The organism is Streptomyces sp. NPDC102462 (genome assembly GCF_044765425.1).
Classification (GTDB): Bacteria; Actinomycetota; Actinomycetes; order Streptomycetales; family Streptomycetaceae; genus Streptomyces.
Window position 1 is genome coordinate 51,068 of record NZ_JBIWKB010000040.1, and the last position, 16,812, is coordinate 67,879.

General features: G+C 70.8%; 17 protein-coding genes. 15 read left to right on the plus strand and 2 right to left on the minus strand.

Going from position 1 to position 16,812, the window contains the following annotated elements:
• Positions 1 to 1,005: 1,005 nt before the first annotated feature.
• The 6 genes from ACIRFL_RS29275 to ACIRFL_RS29300 all read left to right on the plus strand — a co-directional run bounded on the left by ACIRFL_RS29275 (position 1,006) and on the right by ACIRFL_RS29300 (position 7,015).
• The gene (locus ACIRFL_RS29275) at positions 1,006 to 2,307 is read left to right on the plus strand and encodes a hypothetical protein (protein WP_404034226.1); all 1,302 of its coding nucleotides are present in this window, start codon (positions 1,006 to 1,008) and stop codon (positions 2,305 to 2,307) included.
• A gap of 66 nt (positions 2,308 to 2,373) precedes the next feature.
• A complete protein-coding gene (locus ACIRFL_RS29280) occupies positions 2,374 to 2,964 on the plus strand; it encodes a TlpA family protein disulfide reductase (RefSeq protein ID WP_404034228.1) in 591 nt (196 codons plus the stop codon).
• A gap of 1 nt (position 2,965) precedes the next feature.
• A complete protein-coding gene (locus ACIRFL_RS29285) occupies positions 2,966 to 3,739 on the plus strand; it encodes a cytochrome c biogenesis CcdA family protein (RefSeq protein WP_404034230.1) in 774 nt (257 codons plus the stop codon).
• A gap of 3 nt (positions 3,740 to 3,742) precedes the next feature.
• The gene (locus ACIRFL_RS29290; protein WP_404034232.1) at positions 3,743 to 5,473 is read left to right on the plus strand and encodes a cytochrome c biogenesis protein ResB; all 1,731 of its coding nucleotides are present in this window, start codon (positions 3,743 to 3,745) and stop codon (positions 5,471 to 5,473) included.
• On the plus strand, positions 5,470 to 6,570 hold the full coding sequence (ccsB, locus tag ACIRFL_RS29295) for a c-type cytochrome biogenesis protein CcsB (RefSeq protein WP_404034234.1): 1,101 nt from the start codon (positions 5,470 to 5,472) through the stop codon (positions 6,568 to 6,570). Before ACIRFL_RS29290 ends, ccsB begins: the two co-directional genes overlap by 4 nt.
• A 40-nt stretch (positions 6,571 to 6,610) precedes the next feature.
• Entirely contained in the window at positions 6,611 to 7,015 is a 405-nt protein-coding gene (locus ACIRFL_RS29300) for an SRPBCC domain-containing protein (RefSeq protein WP_404034236.1), read from the plus strand.
• A gap of 88 nt (positions 7,016 to 7,103) precedes the next feature.
• On the opposite strand, the gene ACIRFL_RS29305 is transcribed toward ACIRFL_RS29300, so the two are convergent.
• Entirely contained in the window at positions 7,104 to 7,571 is a 468-nt protein-coding gene (locus ACIRFL_RS29305) for a nucleoside deaminase (RefSeq protein ID WP_404034238.1), read from the minus strand.
• A 238-nt stretch (positions 7,572 to 7,809) separates the two neighbouring features.
• Between ACIRFL_RS29305 and ACIRFL_RS29310 the strand changes: the two genes are divergently transcribed.
• Complete coding sequence (locus ACIRFL_RS29310) at positions 7,810 to 8,577, plus strand: CDP-alcohol phosphatidyltransferase family protein (protein ID WP_404034240.1); 768 nt, start codon at positions 7,810 to 7,812, stop codon at positions 8,575 to 8,577.
• A gap of 586 nt (positions 8,578 to 9,163) precedes the next feature.
• Here ACIRFL_RS29310 and ACIRFL_RS29315 read toward each other — a convergent pair.
• Positions 9,164 to 9,553, minus strand: a complete 390-nt coding sequence (locus tag ACIRFL_RS29315; protein WP_404034242.1) for a PLD nuclease N-terminal domain-containing protein — start codon at positions 9,551 to 9,553, stop codon at positions 9,164 to 9,166.
• 89 nt (positions 9,554 to 9,642) lie between these two features.
• Here ACIRFL_RS29315 and ACIRFL_RS29320 point away from each other — a divergent pair, with 89 nt between their 5' ends.
• The 8 genes from ACIRFL_RS29320 (at position 9,643) to ACIRFL_RS29355 (ending at position 16,812) form a co-directional block, all read left to right on the plus strand.
• Positions 9,643 to 11,100, plus strand: a complete 1,458-nt coding sequence (locus ACIRFL_RS29320) for a menaquinone biosynthesis decarboxylase (protein WP_404034244.1) — start codon at positions 9,643 to 9,645, stop codon at positions 11,098 to 11,100.
• 79 nt (positions 11,101 to 11,179) lie between these two features.
• Positions 11,180 to 12,082 carry a menaquinone biosynthesis prenyltransferase MqnP gene (mqnP, locus tag ACIRFL_RS29325; protein ID WP_404034246.1) on the plus strand — a complete coding sequence of 301 codons (903 nt, stop codon included), beginning with the start codon at positions 11,180 to 11,182 and terminating at the stop codon, positions 12,080 to 12,082.
• Between the two features lie 232 nt (positions 12,083 to 12,314).
• Positions 12,315 to 12,965 (plus strand): UbiX family flavin prenyltransferase, encoded by a 651-nt coding sequence (locus tag ACIRFL_RS29330; RefSeq protein WP_404034278.1) that lies wholly within the window; start codon positions 12,315 to 12,317, stop codon positions 12,963 to 12,965.
• Positions 12,966 to 13,060: 95 nt separating this feature from the next.
• Positions 13,061 to 13,516 carry an Lrp/AsnC family transcriptional regulator gene (locus ACIRFL_RS29335; protein ID WP_351737298.1) on the plus strand — a complete coding sequence of 152 codons (456 nt, stop codon included), beginning with the start codon at positions 13,061 to 13,063 and terminating at the stop codon, positions 13,514 to 13,516.
• Between the two features lie 48 nt (positions 13,517 to 13,564).
• A complete protein-coding gene (gene mqnE, locus ACIRFL_RS29340) occupies positions 13,565 to 14,728 on the plus strand; it encodes an aminofutalosine synthase MqnE (protein WP_404034248.1) in 1,164 nt (387 codons plus the stop codon).
• A 442-nt stretch (positions 14,729 to 15,170) separates the two neighbouring features.
• Entirely contained in the window at positions 15,171 to 15,824 is a 654-nt protein-coding gene (locus ACIRFL_RS29345) for a UdgX family uracil-DNA binding protein (protein WP_404034250.1), read from the plus strand.
• Between the two features lie 38 nt (positions 15,825 to 15,862).
• Complete coding sequence (locus ACIRFL_RS29350) at positions 15,863 to 16,387, plus strand: GNAT family N-acetyltransferase (RefSeq protein ID WP_404034252.1); 525 nt, start codon at positions 15,863 to 15,865, stop codon at positions 16,385 to 16,387.
• 125 nt (positions 16,388 to 16,512) lie between these two features.
• The gene (locus ACIRFL_RS29355; protein ID WP_404034254.1) at positions 16,513 to 16,812 is read left to right on the plus strand and encodes a DUF4229 domain-containing protein; all 300 of its coding nucleotides are present in this window, start codon (positions 16,513 to 16,515) and stop codon (positions 16,810 to 16,812) included.

Here is a 16,812-nt window from a genome sequence, read left to right on the forward strand (position 1 = left end):
GGGGCCTGACCGTCGACATGCCTACGGGCTGTGCGGCCGGTGTGCGGGACCCTGCGGGGCCTCAGCACCGAGAGGCCCCCGGGGTTTGCGGCACCTTGCGGGGCCTGAGGGCCCACGGGCTGTGCGGCGTCAGCGTGGGCGCGGGGCCTGACCGTCGACATGCCTACGGGCTGTGCGGCCGGTGTGCGGGACCCTGCGGGGCCTCAGCACCGAGAGGCCCCCGGGGTTTGCGGCACCCCGCGGGGCCTGAGCGCCTACGGGCTGTGCGGCCGGTGTGCCGATGCGCTTACGGGCTGGGGCCCCGAAGCGTGGACTGGCCTGCGCGGCTGCGGCGATTGCGTGCGGACGCGCCTCCGGGCCTGAACCGCGGACGTGCACCTCGCCGGGCGGGCCGCGCACCACCGCACAGCCGTCGCGCGGAGCCCCGCCGCCCGGCTCGCGGTCCAGCCCCCGGCGCGGGGTATCCGGCTCCATCCGCGGCGCGGGGCTCCGCCCTGGGCGTGGTTCGGCCCTTGGCGCGGAGTTCCGCCCCGGCGCCTGACTCCGCCCTCGCGCGGGTTACGTCCTTGGCGCGCGGTCCCGCCTCGGTGTCCTGCCCCGCCCGGGGCGCCTGCCCAAGGCGCCCCTACGGCGCCCGCCAAGGCACGCCCACGGCGCTCGCCTAGGGCGCGCCCCCACGGCGCTCGCTCAACGTGCTCTCAAGGCGCTCGCCCAAGGCACCCCCGCGGCGCCCCCGGTGCTTGCCCGCGGTGTCCCCGAGGCCCCTTACTGCGCTTGCCCAGCACCCCCACTGCCCCCCCGGTGCTCGCTCGCGGAGTCGCCCAGGCCACTGCGGTGCTTGGTTGCGGTTTCGCTGGGGCGTTTCACGTGGCTCGGTCCCGTGGTGTGGTATGGGACACGTTGGTGGGGTTGGTAGGTAAATATGGGTGAATGATTGGAACCTTCGTGTCCGTCGGGCCCTCTGACGGGGTGACCAGCAGCAGGACGTGACGGATCGGGGATTTCATGCGCACCTTCTCCCGGAGGGGAGTACTCGGCCTCGGCGCGGGCGCCACGGCCGCCGGACTCGCGGGATGCGGCTCTCTCAGAGCATCGGACGGCGGCGGGCACGCGTCCGGTTCCGGTGGGGGTGGCAAGGACCGCGGCGGGAGTGACAGGGCGCACGGGAGCGGCAAGGGCGATGCCCCGGCCGCGCGGCCCATCGGCGACGGCTCCACGGCCTTCACGGGCAAGCAGCCGCACCAGCCCGGCCCGCCCGAGCCGCTGGAGCCCGGCCAGGTGCCGCCGCAGTTCGTGGTCTTCTCCTGGGACGGTGCGGGCGAGGTCGGCAACGGCCTCTTCCCGCGCTTCCTCGACCTGGCCAAGGAGCACGGCGCGAGCATGACCTTCTTCCTCTCCGGGCTGTATCTGCTGCCCGAGTCGAAGAAGCGCCTGTACGACCCGCCGAACAACCGGCGCGGCGCCTCCGACATCGGCTACCTCACCGATGAGCACATCAGGGCCACGCTGAAGAACATCCGCCGCGCCTGGCTGGAGGGCCACGAGATCGGCACCCACTTCAACGGGCACTTCTGCTCCGGGTACGGCACCGTCGGCAACTGGACCCCGGGGCAGTGGCGCAGCGAGATCGAGCAGGCCACGTCGTTCGTGAAGCGGTGGCGGACCAACAGCGGCTGGAGCGATCTGCCCGCGCTGCCCTTCGACTACGACAAGGAACTCGTCGGCGGCCGTACGCCGTGCCTGCTCGGCCAGGACAACCTGCTGCCGACCGCCCGCGAGCTGGGCTGGCGCTACGACGCCTCCTCGCCCGGCGGCCGCCAGGTGTGGCCCAGCAAGAAGCTCGGCGTGTGGGACCTGCCGTTGCAGCAGATACCGTTCCCCGGCCGTTCCTTCGAGGTCCTGTCCATGGACTACAACATGCTCGCCAACCAGTCGGTCAACTCGACCAGGGCACCGGCGTACAACTACCCGGGCTGGCGGCGGCAGTCGGCCCAGGCCTACATCACGGGATTCAAGCGGGCATACGAGACAAACAGGGCGCCTTTCTTCATAGGCAACCACTTCGAGCAGTGGAACGGCGGCATCTACATGGATGCCGTCCAGGAGGCGTTCGAGCACATCGCACGGGAGCGGGACAAGGGCGCCGACGTACGGCTTGTCTCCTTCCGGCAGTTCGTCGACTGGCTCGACGTACAGCGCCCGGCCACGCTCGACAGGCTCCGCACGCTGGACGTCGGACAGCGCCCGACCGGCGGGTGGAAGACCTTCCTCACCGAGGGCGCAGAGACCCCTGCTAACGCCGCCTGAAATGGGGGTTTCCGCCCGCAAGGGGGGTGCCCAAGATCCCCGGAACGGGCATGCGAAACTTTTCACATGAGTACCCGCAGCCGCGCCGTCCTGTTCAGCGCCGTGGCCGCCGCGGCGGCCCTGACCCTGTCCGCGTGCGGCTCCGGCGGTATTTCCGGGGGCGGCGGCAACACCAACTTCATCACCGGGAACAACGGCATCGACACGGCCGCGAAGGGCTCGCGGGACGCGGCGCCCGACCTGTCCGGGAAGACGATCGACGGCAAGACGCTCGACATCGCCGACTACAAGGGCAAGGTCGTCGTCGTCAACGTATGGGGCTCGTGGTGCGGGCCGTGCCGCGCGGAGGGCAAGTACTTCGCCAAGGTCTCCGAGGAGTACGCCGGCAAGGGCGTCCAGTTCGTCGGCATCAACACCCGGGACTCCAGCACCACCCCCGCCCTCGCCTTCGAGAAGCAGCAGGGGATCACCTACCCCAGCCTGTACGACCCGACGGGCAAGCTCATGCTCCGGTTCAAGAAGGGCACCCTCAATCCGCAACTGATCCCCTCCACGCTCGTCATCGACCGGGACGGGAAGATCGCCGCGCGCGCCCTGCAGGCCCTCAGCGAGGAGAACCTGGTCAAGATGATCAAGCCGGTCCTCGCGGAGAAGTGACGTGAGTGCACTCCTGACGCTCGCCGAGGCGACGGGCCGCAACGAGACCGTGTTCAGCGGCGCCCTGCTCATCGCGCTGCCGATCGCGGTCGTCGGCGGTCTCATCTCCTTCTTCTCCCCGTGCGTCCTGCCGCTCGTCCCCGGCTATCTCTCCTATGTCACCGGAGTCGCCGGCACCGATCTGGCGGACGCCCGGCGCGGGCGGATGGTCACGGGCGCCTCCCTGTTCGTCCTCGGCTTCACCGTCGTCTTCGTCTCCGGCGGCGCCCTGTTCGGCTACTTCGGCTCGACCCTGCTGGACCACCAGACCGTACTGACCAAGGTGCTGGGCGTGCTCATGGTCGTCATGGGTGTGTTCTTCATGGGGCTGATGCCCTGGCTCACTCAGCGTGAGTTCCGCTTCCACCAGCGGCCGAGCACCGGACTGATCGGGGCGCCGCTGCTCGGCGCGCTGTTCGGGATCGGCTGGACGCCCTGCATCGGCCCGACGCTGGCCTCCGTGCAGGGACTCGCCATGAACCAGGCCAGCGCCGGCCGCGGCGCCCTGCTGACGGTCGCCTACTGCGTCGGGCTCGGCGTGCCGTTCGTGCTCGCCGCCCTGGCCTTCCGCAAGGCCCTCGGTGCCTTCGGCTGGGTCAAGCGCCACTATGTCTGGGTGATGCGCATCGGCGGCACCATGATGATCGTCACCGGTGTCCTTCTGCTGACCGGCGCCTGGGACCGTCTGGTGCAGGAGATGCAGACCTGGTCCAACGGCTTCACTGTGGGGATCTGATCGATGAGCACGACTTCCAAGACCGCGCCCGACAACTCCCCGGACGCAGGGGAGGAGCAGGGACTCGGGGACGCCGGCTCCCAACTGTCGACCGCGCCGCGCGACGAGCCGGTGAGCATGCCCACGCTCGGCGTCATCGGCTGGGCCCGCTGGTTCTGGCGGCAGCTCACCTCCATGCGGGTCGCGCTGCTGCTGCTCCTGCTGCTGTCGCTCGCCGCGATCCCCGGCTCGCTGATCCCGCAGACCGGCATCGACGTCACCAAGGTCGACGACTTCCGCAAGGCCCACTCGACGCTCGCACCGATCTACGACAAGCTCGGCCTGTTCCACGTCTACAGCTCGGTGTGGTTCTCCGCGATCTACATCCTGCTGTTCGTCTCCCTCATCGGCTGCATCGTGCCCCGCACCTGGCAGTTCGTGGGCCAGCTGCGCAGCCGTCCGCCGGGCGCGCCCAAGCGGCTGACCCGGCTGCCCGCCTACACCACCTGGCGCACGACGGCCGAGCCCGAGGAGGTGCGCAGGGCCGCGCTCGCGCTGCTGAAGAAGCGCCGCTTCCGCGCCAATCTCGCCGGGGACGCCGTCGCCGCCGAGAAGGGCTACCTGCGTGAAGTGGGCAACCTGGCCTTCCACATCGCGCTGATCGTGATGCTGGTCGCCTTCGCCTCGGGCCAGTTGTACAAGTCGGACGGCACCAAGCTGATCGTCGAGGGCGACGGGTTCGCCAACTCGATCCTGCAGTATGACGACTTCAAGTCCGGCAGCCTGTTCAGCAACGACGACCTGGTGCCGTTCAGCTTCGACCTGAAGGAATTCAAGGGCACATACGAGCTGACCGGCCCGAACCGCGGCACCCCCCGCACCTACCAGGCCAGGATCACCTACAGCAAGGGCGCCTACGGCAAGGAGACCCCGGCGACCGTCAAGGTCAACAAGCCGCTGGAGATCGACGGCGCCAAGGTCTACCTGGTCAGCCACGGCTATGCGCCGGTCATCACCGTCCGCGACGGCAACGGCAAGGTCGTCTTCGATGACGCGGTCCCCCTTCTGCCGCTGGACGGCAATGTCACCTCGTCCGGTGTGGTCAAGGTCATGGACGGCTACAAGAACCCCCAGGGCGTCAGCGAACAGCTCGGCTTCCAGGCCTTCTTCCTGCCGACCTACGGCGGCAAGGGCAGCACGATGCTCTCCCAGTTCCCGGCGCTGTTCAGCCCGATGCTGGCGCTGAACGCCTACCACGGCGACCTCGGCGTCGACTCCGGGCTGCCGCAGAGCGTGTACCAGCTCGACAAGAGCCATATGAAGGAGTTCAAGGACTCCCAGGGCAAGCTGCTGAAGAAGCAGCTCAAGCCGGGGCAGACCATGACGCTCCCGGGCGGCGCCGGCTCGATCACCTTCAACAAGGAGATCAAGGAATGGGCCGGCTTCGAGATCGTCCAGGAAAGGGGCGCCGGCTGGGCGCTCGGCGGTGCCATCGCCGCGATCCTCGGCCTCGCCGCGTCCCTGTTCATCCAGCGCCGCCGCGTCTGGGTGCGCGCCGTGCCCGGCCCCGACGGCGTCACCGTCGTGGAGATGGCCGGCCTCGGCCGCAGCGAGTCCGCCAAGGTCCCCGAGGAACTGGGCGACCTCGCCGGTGCCCTCTACGACCGCGCGCCCGGGGCACCCGACCCCGACGACGAACCCTCACCATCCGCCGACTCCCCAGCCGTACCCGCCGAAGGGGCTGAGAAGCAGTGACCTCCGCCGCCGCAATCGATCTCGCCGCCGCGACCAACGAACATCTCGCGAGCGTCAGCAACACCCTGATCTACTCGTCGATGGCCGTCTACACGCTGGCCTTCTTCGCGTACATCGCGGAATGGCTGCTCGGCAGCCGCAGCAAGGTCGGCCGTACGGCCGCCGCGCTGACCGCCGACGCAGCGAAGAAGGCGGCCGCGCCCGCCGTCACCGTGAAGAGCGCCGGCGGTACCGCCGTGCTGGAGCGGCCCAAGGTCGTCGTCCGGGCGGCGGCCGGCGCCCGGGACGTACCGGACGGCCCCGGCGCGCACGGCGGTGACCAGCAGGGCGACCTCTACGGGCGTATCGCCGTCTCGCTCACCGTGCTCGCCTTCCTGGTGGAGCTGGGCGGGGTCATCGCCCGCGCGGCCTCCGTGGAGCGGGCGCCGTGGGGCAACATGTACGAGTTCAACATCACCTTCTCCACGGTCGCCGTCGGCGTGTACCTCACGCTGCTGGCGCTGAAGAAGAACGTCCGCTGGCTGGGGCTGTTCCTCACCACCACGGTCCTCCTCGACCTCGGCCTCGCTGTCACTGTCTTGTACACCGCCAGCGACCAGTTGGTTCCCGCCCTGCACTCGTACTGGCTGTACATCCACGTCTCCACCGCGATCTTCTGCGGTGCGGTGTTCTACGTCGGCGCGGTCGCCACGATCCTCTACCTGTTCAAGGACTCGTACGAGACCAAGCTGCAGAGCGGCGGCCGGCCCGGCAAGTTCGCCACCTCGGTGCTGGAGCGGCTGCCCGCCTCCTCCTCGCTCGACAAGTTCGCCTACCGGGTCAACGCGGCCGTCTTCCCGCTGTGGACGTTCACGATCATCGCGGGCGCGATCTGGGCGGGCGACGCCTGGGGCCGCTACTGGAACTGGGACCCCAAGGAGACCTGGTCCTTCATCACCTGGGTCGCCTACGCCGGCTATCTGCACGCCCGCGCCACCGCCGGCTGGAAGGGCCGCAAGGCCGCCTACCTCGCGCTGATCGCGTTCGGCTGCTGGCTGTTCAACTACTACGGCGTGAACATCTTCGTGAGCGGCAAGCACTCGTACGCCGGCGTCTGACCCGGGTGCGGAACGCTCCGCTCCGGTCCAGGCTGGTGGCATGTCCGGATCCATCGAACAGGCCCGCAGCCGTACCCGCGGGAACGCGCACCTGCTCCGCTTCCTGGTGCGCCTGCCGAGGCCCATGGAGGCGGTCTGGCCCGCGCTGACCACGCCCGACGGCCTCGCGGGCTGGCTGACCGCCGCCGACGTCCTCGAACCCCGGCTCGGCGGCGTGGTCACCCTGCGTGAGCTGGGGACCGGGCGGGTGACCGCGTGGGACGTGGACCGGATCGCGGAGTACACGCTGGAGCGCGGCGGCCGGCTCAGATTCCACCTGGAGCGTGACGGATCCGGCGGGACCGTGCTCCGCTTCACCCACGAGTTCCGGGGCGGGGCGGAGTCGGAAGCGCGCTGGCGGACTCGTTTCGAGCGACTGATCGAACACCTGGAGTCGGCCCCCTAGGACGCACACCCCGCCCGAAGCGGCGCGCACCCGCGGCCTGTCCCTGCCCGGCCCGGCCACGGCCGCCCCAGCGACTCCGGCGGGGTGATCATGCGCCGATGTCCTCGTTCCACAGCGCCGGATGGTCCTGGACGAAGCCGCGCAGCAGGCCGATGCACTCGGGATCGTCCAGGACCAGGATCTCCACGCCGTGCGCGGCCAGCCAGTCGTGCCCGCCGTGGAAGGTGACGGCCTCGCCGATCACGACCCGCGAAATGCCGAACTGGCGCACCAGACCGCTGCAGTACCAGCAGGGCGACAGCGTGGTGACCATCGTCGTGCCCCGGTACGTCCGCTGCCGGCCCGCGGCGCGGAACGCGGCCGTCTCCGCGTGCATCGACGGGTCGTCGTCCTGGACGCGGCGGTTGTGGCCGCGGCCCAGGAGGGTGCCGTCGGGGCCGTAGAGGGCGGCGCCGATCGGGATGCCGCCCTCGGCGAGCCCGGCGCGGGCCTCGGTGACGGCGGTGGCCAGCCAGCCGCGGGCCCGTTCCCGGTCCGGCCGCTCCATGGGGTCCATGCGTCCACTCTCCTTCGGCGCCGACTCCGGGGCACCGTGCGGAAACTACCCGCCCGGGGCCCGCCGGTACCGGCATGTCGCCCGGCCGCGGGCCGGAGGCGACGCCGGGCCGCGAACCCGGGTTGCCGATGTCCGGCCCTGCGGGGTCGCCTCGGTGAAGCGCACGCAAACGCACTCTGTACCCTGGCCCGATCGCCGCCGCACGAGCGGCAGTTGGGCCCCGGGTGGGAGGACGGTCATGGTTGCTGCGCCGGTTCTGGAGGAGCTGCGAGAGGTCTGCCAGCCGCAGGCCAAGCTGGCGAGCCGCAACGGTGAGCACTGGGCCGGGCGCCTGTACATGCGGCGGGTCTCGCTGCGGTTCACCCGCCAGCTGGTGCGCACCCGCGTCACGCCGGACCAGCTGACCTGGACCATGGTCGGCTGCGGGGTCGCGGCGGGCGCCGCGCTGCTGATACCCGGCCTGGCCGGGGCCGTGCTGGCGGTGATCCTGATGCAGCTCTTCCTGCTCTTCGACTGCGTGGACGGCGAGGTCGCCCGCTGGAAGGGGCAGAACAGCGCCACCGGCATCTACGTCGACCGGCTGGGCGCCTACCTCGCGGACGCCGCGCTGCTGGCGGGCGCCGGGTTCCGGGCCGCCGAGAACGGCTTCGGCGGCTGGCTGTCGGTCGGGATCGCCACGGCGCTCGGCGTCGTCCTGCTGAAGGCGTCCACCGACCTGGTGGACGTGGCACGCGCCCGGCGCGGGCTCGGCGTCACCGACGACGAGGCGACCCGGCCCCGCTCCCAGGGCGTGGCCACCGTGCGGCGGCTGGCGGCGGCGTTCAAGATCCACCGGGTGACGAACGGCATCGAGGCGTCGCTGGTGCTGCTGGCCGCGGCCGTCGCGGACGCCGTGACCGGCGGGATCGACCCCACGCGCTGGGCGCTCGGCGCGCTGGCCGTGATCACCTGGGTGATGGTCCCGGCCCACCTCCTGTCCATCCTGTCCTCCTCCCGCCTGCGCTGACCCGACCGGGTCCTGGCCCATCGAAGCAGCCGACCCGACACGCGCGCAGCCGCGAGCGAAGCCCGGCAGCCGCCTGAACGTCCGACCGCACGGCGCCGCGCAGTTCGTCGAGGACCGGGCGGGATCTGGGGCGTGGTGAGCGCGGCGCAGGGCGCGGAGGACGGGCGTCACGTACGTCCGCGACACACGGCGCCGCCGCCGCGGGCCGCGCTGGTGCCCGGCGCCCGCACGACTCTCGCCGCCTGCGTGGGCCCCTGTCGCGCCGTCGGCGACCGGGGACGTCAGCACCGCGCGCCGGTGTGTCTCCTGGAAGCCCCGGTCACCCGGCCGTCGGCCGCTCGTTGGGAGACAGCACGAGGCAGTACACGGAGGCCATGTGGCGGCCGAGTGGCGACCGGCGTGGGCGCGCGCGGGGTGCGGGTAGCGGCCGTACCGCATGTCGGCGTGGTCCACCCGGCAGTCGCGGTAAGGGAGTTCGCCCCGGCGACGTGCGCGCCGTCCAGTTGCTGCGGTGTGCTCCTGCGGGGGCGCCGCCGTGGCGAGGTGCGGCCGTCGGGCGCGGCGGGCCGCCGGGGCCGGCGTGGGGTCAGTTGCCCTGGGGTTCCTCGCCGTTCTCCTTGCGGCGGAGTTCTTCCTCGCGGCGGCGCAGGTCGGCCTCCCAGTTCTTCAGCAGCTGCTCGTCCCGCTTGCTCTCTTCCGCGAGGGACTTCAGGAACTCGGGGTTGTCATCCGGAGCGACCTGCTCGAACCGGTGGTTGCGGTGCCACTCGGAGGGGGTGCGGCCGCTCACGGGCGGCTGGCGGACCTTGCCCGCGGCCAGCCAGACGATCGGGCCGACGATCCAGAAGAGCAGGATGATGAAGACCCAGGCGATCTTCGGAAGGTGCCGCGCCTCGTCCTCGGGCGTGTTCAGGCAATCGATCAGCGCGAAGATCGTCAGTGCCAGCGGCACCAGGTACATCAGCAGCCTGAGCATGTGAAGGAAGTCCTCTGAAAACGATGGAGGGGTTCCGCACCGGCCCCCCGTGACGGGGCCAGGGTAGCCGCTCGGGGATACTGGACCCCATGGCTTACGACGATCTTCGCTCCTTGCTCAGGGCTCTGGAGCGCGAGGGCGACCTCAAGCGCATCAAGGCCGAGGTCGATCCCCATCTGGAGGTCGGGGAGATCGTCGACCGGGTGCAGAAGTCCGGCGGCCCGGCCCTGCTCTTCGAGAACGTGCGCGGAGCGAGCATGCCCCTGGCCATGAACGTCTTCGGCACCGACCGGCGGCTGCTGAAGTCCCTGGGCCTGAAGTCGTACGGCGAGATCTCCGACCGGATCGGCGGACTGCTCCGCCCCGAGCTGCCGCACGGCTTCGTCGGCGTGCGCGAGGCGTTCGGGAAGCTCGGCGCGATGACCCACGTACCGCCGAAGAAGGTCAAGTCGGACAACGCGCCCGTGCAGGAGGTCGTCCTGCACGGCGACGACGTCGACCTGCACGCGCTGCCCGCGCTGTTCACCTGGCCCAAGGACGGCGGTTCCTTCTTCAATCTGGGGCTCACCCACACCAAGGACCCGGAGACCGGGATCCGCAACCTCGGCCTGTACCGCCTCCAGCGCCACGACCGGCGCACCATCGGCATGCACTGGCAGATCCACAAGGACAGCCGCAACCACTACCAGGTGGCCGCCCGCAGGGGCGAACGGCTGCCGGTGGCCATCGCCTTCGGCTGTCCGCCCGCCGTGACCTACGCGTCCACCGCCCCGCTGCCCGGTGACATCGACGAGTACCTCTTCGCCGGGTTCATCGCTGGCAAGCGGATCGAGATGGTCGACTGCAAGACCGTGCCGTTGCAGGTGCCGGCCAACGCGGAGGTGGTCCTGGAGGGATGGCTGGAGCCCGGCGAGATGCTGCCGGAGGGCCCCTTCGGCGACCACACCGGCTTCTACACGCCCCAGGAGCCCTTCCCGGCGCTCACCATCGACTGCGTCACGATGCGCAGGCGGCCGCTGCTCCAGTCGATCGTCGTGGGCCGCCCCCCGACGGAGGACGGGCCTCTCGCCCGGGCGACCGAGCGCTTCTTCCTGCCGCTGCTGAAGATCATCGTCCCGGACATCGTGGACTACCACCTGCCCGAGGCGGGCGGCTTCCACAACTGCGCGATCGTGTCGATCGACAAGAAGTACCCGAAGCACGCCCAGAAGGTGATGCACGCCGTCTGGGGCGCGCACATGATGTCCCTGACGAAGCTGATCGTGGTCGTCGACGCGGACTGCGACGTGCACGATCTGCACGAGGTCGCCTGGCGGGCCCTCGGCAACACGGACTACGCCCGCGACCTGAGCGTCGTCGAGGGCCCCGTCGACCACCTGGACCATGCCTCGTACCAGCAGTTCTGGGGCGGCAAGGCGGGCATCGACGCGACGCGGAAGTGGCCCGAGGAGGGTTACACGAGGGACGGGGGCTGGCCGGACATGGTCCTGTCGGACCCCGATACGGCGGCCCTGGTGGACCGCCGCTGGAAGGAGTACGGACTGTGAAGGGCACCGAATCGGTGGTGTGCGGCAGCGCGGGGACGGGGCTTGCCCGCCGCCGCGGGGGTGATCCGGAGTACGGCCTGTGAGCAGCGCTTCCGCGGCGATTCCGCAGCCGGGACGCACCAGGGCGTTCCTGCGTCTGGTGATGATCGAGCACTCCGTCTTCGCGCTGCCCTTCGCGTACATCGCGTCGCTGACGGCGATGTACGCGTGGGACCGGAACATCCACTGGGGCCGGCTGCTGCTGGTCACCGTCTGCATGGTGGGCCTGCGCACCTTCGCGATGGCCGTCAACCGGATCATCGACCGGGAGATCGACGCGCGCAACCCGCGCACCGCGCACCGGGAGTTGGTGACCGGCGCGATGTCCGTGCGGCACGCCTGGACCGGCGCGTTGATCGCGTTGGTGGTCTTCCTCGGCTCGGCGGCCCTGCTGAACCCGCTGTGCCTGGCCCTCGCCCCCGTCGCGGTGATCCCGATGGTGGTCTATCCGTACGGCAAGCGGTTCACGAACTTCCCGCAGGCCATCCTGGGTCTGGCCCAGGCGATGGGTCCGGTGGGCGGCTGGCTCGCGATCAGCGGCGAGTGGTCCTGGAACGCGGTCATCCTGGGGCTCGCGGTCGGCATCTGGATCGGCGGCTTCGACCTGATCTACGCCTGCCAGGACGTGGAGACCGACCGTGCGATCGGTGTCATGTCGGTGCCGGCCAGGTTCGGCATCCCGGCGGCGATCTGGGGCGCGCGGGTCTGCCACACGATCACGACGGCCCTGTTCGCCTGGTACGCGGTCGCCACGGACGCGGGCGCGTTCTTCTGGCTGGGGCTGCTGATCGTGGCCGGCGCGTTCTGCTACGAGCACACGATCGTGCGCCCGCACGACCTGTCCCGCCTCAACCGGGCGTTCTTCTCGACGAACGGTTTCATCGGCATCAGCCTCTTCGTCTGCGCCCTGATCGACCTGCTGGTGCGGGGGCTGACCGTGTAGCTCCTTCGCCCCTTCGAGTGGCCGAGGCGGACGGCCGGCCTGGGGGTCCACCACGGGCCGCGTTGTCCGACGTCCCTGCCATGGCGGGGACGATCCGAGGGCGATTCCCCTATCCGTTCACGGTCGTGTGCTCCCCGCTCACGGGGGGATCGTGCCCAGGCTGCCGCCCCGTCCTGAACACGATGGGGCACGCCGGTACGCTCGTGGTGTGAACGCAGGAGAAACGCAGCGCGTGCCTTGGATCGTGGGGGTGTCCGGAGCTTCCGGAACCCCGTATGCGGCCGCCGTGCTGCGGGCGCTGCTGGCCGCGGGGGAGCGGGTCGACCTCGTCGTGTCCCGGGCCTCGCGGCTCACACTGCTCGACGAGACCCAGATCGCCTTCCGGGACGGCCACTGGCAGCAGGACCTGCGGGAATGGCTGTCGCGCGGAGCCGACGGCAAGCCCGGGACGTTCGACGTGGACATCGAGCCGGTGCGGTACTGGAACGCGGGGGACCTGGCCGCCGGGCCGTCCTCGGGGTCGTACCGGACCAGGGGCATGCTGATCGTCCCCGCCTCCACCGCCTGTGTGGCCGGTGTGGCGCTCGGGCTGTCCAAGGACCTGCTCCAGCGGGCGGCGAGCGTGACCCTCAAGGAGCGCCGTCCCCTGGTCGTGGCCGTACGCGAGACCCCGCTGAACGGCCAGACGCTGCGCCATCTCCTCGCCCTGGACGACGCGGGCGCGAGCGTGGTGCCCGCCTCGCCGGCCTTCTACGCGGGGGCCACCCACATCCAGGACCTGGTGGACTTCGTGGCCGGCCGGGTCCTCGACGCGGCCGGCGTGCCGCACCGGCTCTACCGCCGCTGGGCGGGCGAACTCGGCGGTGGCGCCCGGTCCGAGTGAGCATCAGGCGGCGCCGGCAGCGCTCACCCCTTCGGAAAACTCCAGGAACTCGGAAGATCCCCCAGCGGATCTCCTCAGCGGAAGGCTTCGATCGCATGGACGCGGTGGACAGGCAGCTCATCCAGGCCCTGAGAGAGAACGGCCGGGCCTCCTACGCGGAGCTGGGGCGCCTCGTCGGCCTGTCGGGCCCGAGCGTCACCGACCGCATCAACCGGTTGGAGGCGGCCGGTGTCATCACCGGTTACCGGGCCACCGTGGACGCGGCCTCCCTCGGTCTCGGCGTCACGGCCCTGATCGGCATCTCCCTGTCGGACGCGGCCGACCACGAGGACGTGGCCCGCAGGCTGAAGGACCTGCCCGAGATCGAGGACTGCTGGTTCATCGCCGGCGACGACTCGTTCATGCTCAAGGTGCGGGCGACGGACGTGGACGGCCTGGAGCGGATCATCCGCCGGCTGTCGGGGACCAAGGGCGTCTCACGCACCCGTACCACCATCGTGCTGTCCACCAAGTGGGAGAACCGGGTGGGTGAGCTGCCCGAGGAGGTGTAGCCGCCGGGGCGTACGGTGGGCGGAGTCTTCGAGAGAGAGGTCACGGACATGGACGTCGGGCTCAAGCGCGAGCTGGAGGAGAAGGTGCGGGCGGGTGTCCGCCTCACCCGCGAGGACGGCATCGCGCTGTACGAGTCGGACGACCTGGCGTGGCTGGGCGGTCTCGCCCACGAGGTGCGCACCCGTAAGAACGGCGACGTCGTGCACTTCAACGTCAACCGGCACCTCAACATGACGAACGTGTGCACCGCGTCCTGCGCCTACTGCTCCTTCCAGCGCAAGCCGGGCGAGAAGGACGCGTACACGATGCGCATCGAGGAGGCCGTCAAGCTGGCCAAGGCGATGGAGGCGGACCATCTCACCGAGCTGCACATCGTCAACGGCCTGCACCCGAACCTGCCGTGGCGCTACTACCCGCGGTCGCTGCGGGAGTTGAAGGCGGCGCTGCCTGACGTCTCCCTGAAGGCGTTCACGGCGACGGAGATCCACCACTTCGAGACCATCTCCGGGCTCGGCGCCTCCGAGATCCTGGACGAGCTGATCGACGCCGGTCTGGAGTCGCTGACCGGCGGCGGCGCGGAGATCTTCGACTGGGAGGTGCGGCAGCACATCGTCGACCACCGCACCCACTGGGAGGACTGGTCGCGCATCCACCGGCTGGCGCACGAGAAGGGGCTCAAGACCCCGTGCACCATGCTCTACGGCCACATCGAGGAGCCCCGGCACCGGGTCGACCATGTGCTGCGGCTGCGTGAACTCCAGGACGAGACGGGCGGGTTCCAGGTCTTCATCCCGCTGCGCTACCAGCATGACTTCGTCGACGTGAAGGACGGCAAGGTCCGCAACCGGCTCCAGGCCCGGACCCAGATGGCGACCGGCGCGGAGGTGCTGAAGACGTTCGCGGTCTCCCGGCTGCTGTTCGACAACGTGCCGCACGTCAAGGTGTTCTGGGTGATGCACGGGGTGCGCACGGCCCAGCTCGCGCTCCAGCACGGCGCCGACGACATGGACGGCTCGGTCGTCGAGTACAAGATCACCCATGACGCGGACGACTTCGGCACGCCGAACAAGCTGACCCGCGAGGACCTGCTGGACCTCATCCGCGACGCCGGCTTCCGCCCGGTGGAACGCAACACACGTTACGAGATCATCCAGGAGTACCCCGGCCCAAACCCCCACCGCCGAGAGTCCCCCCAGCCCATGCGCCTCTGAAGCCCCCACGCCCCCGAAGGGACGCGGGAAACGGCGCGCCCAGCCCCAACGCATCCAGCACCCGCGCCCCGCCCGCTGCTGGCCGCGCCCCCGAAGGGGCGCGGGGAACTGCGCGCTCAGCCACGACGCATCCCGCACCCGGGAGCCGCCCTGGACCGCCCCGATGCTGGCCGCTCCCGATCCCGGTCTGAAGGGCCCGAGGGCCAGGCGCCCCGGAAGGGGCGCGGGGAACTGCGCGCTCAGCCACGACGCATCCCGCACCCGGGAGCCGCCCTGGACCGCCCCGATGCTGGCCGCTCCCGATACCGGTCTGAAGGGCCCGAGGGCCAGGCGCCCCGGAAGGGGCGCGGGGAACTGCGCGCTCAGCCACAACGCACCCGCACCCGGCAGCCGCCCCAACCGCCCCTTCGTTAGCCGCGCCCAAACCGGGTACCCGCCACACGTGGCTACGACGCGAGCGAACGCCTACACGGCGGAGCCCTACGTGCCGAGCAGAGGCGGCCTGCCCGCCCTGCGCAAGGCGGCGGCCGGCTGCCGCGGCTGCCCGCTGTACCGGGACGCGACGCAGACGGTCTTCGGCGCCGGAAACGCGGACGCGCGCGTGATGCTCGTGGGCGAGCAGCCCGGCGACCAGGAGGACCGGCAGGGCAAGCCGTTCGTGGGCCCGGCCGGAAGGCTGCTCGACCGGGCGCTGGCGGAGGCGGGCATCGACCCCGCTGAGACGTACGTCACGAACGCGGTCAAACACTTCAAGTTCACCCGGGCCGAGCCCCGCAAACGCCGTATCCACAAGGCGCCGAGCCTGCGCGAGACGGCGGCGTGCGCGCCGTGGCTCGCGGCCGAGCTGTCGGTCGTGGAACCCGAGCTGATCGTGCTCCTGGGCGCGACGGCGGGCAAGGCGCTGCTGGGCTCGTCGTTCCGGGTCGGCGAGGCGCGCGGAACGCTGCTGGAGCGGGAGGTGCACGGGCAGCCCCGGCGGCTGGTGCCGACGGTGCATCCGTCGTCCGTGCTGCGGGCGGACGAGGCGGACCGGGACAAGGCGTACGCGGGGCTCGTCGCGGACCTGGAGGTGGCCGCCCGGGTGCTCGCGGGGTAGCCGCACGACCGCCATCCGGTAATGAATAAGATGTCGGCATGCCCCTTACGTTTACGCTCGTTCCCGCCGTCACTCCGGCCCTGCGGGACGGCATCGTCGATCTGTGGGCCGACGTCTCCAACGCCGGCGGCGCCGTGGGTTTCGTGCCGCCGGTGTCCCGCGAGGAGATACGCCCGGAACTGGTCAGGCACTTCGCGGCGATGGCCGAGGGCCGCGCCCGGCTGCTCGTCGGGCACGACACGGCGGGCGAGGTCGCCGCGACGGCGTTCCTCACCTTCAACACGCATCGGCTGATGCGGCACTGGATCTGGCTGTACACGGTCATGGTGCACCCGAGGCACCAGGGCCGTGGCTACGGCCGCGACCTGCTGGCCGCCGCCGCGGACGCCGCCCGCGGCTTCGACGGCATCACCGCGATCCGGCTGAGCTGCCGCGGCGGCGCCGGCCTGGAACGGTTCTACGGCGGCTGCGGCTACAAGGAGGTCGGCCGGGTGCCCGGCGCGATCCGCGTCGCCGACGGGGACGACCGCGACGACATCACGATGCTGCTGCCGCTCGCGTGACACCCGGCACCCGCCGCCACGATCGGACGACGGGCGTGCTTCACTGGATGGTGCCCTGCGGGGTGTTCCGACCTTCCCCGGCTCCGTCGAGCGGGGGACCGCCAGAAACGGAAGAGTGGATTGAGATGCTCCGCTACACGCTGATGCGCCTCGGTATCTTCGCGGGCTGCCTCCTCGTCGTCTGGGGCCTTGTCTACTCCGGTGTCTTCCCGCGCGGCTTCGGCGACTCCAACTTCCTGTGGGTGCTGCTGCTCGCGATGGTGCTCTCGGCGCCGATCAGCTTCGTCGTGCTGCGCCGGGAGCGGGAACGCGCCTCCGTCCAGATCGTGCGCAAGGTCGACCGGGCGAAGGCCAACCTGGAGGCGAACCGCCGCCAGGAGGACGTGGCCGACGACACCGCCCGCGCCCAGGGCCAGCCGTCCTGA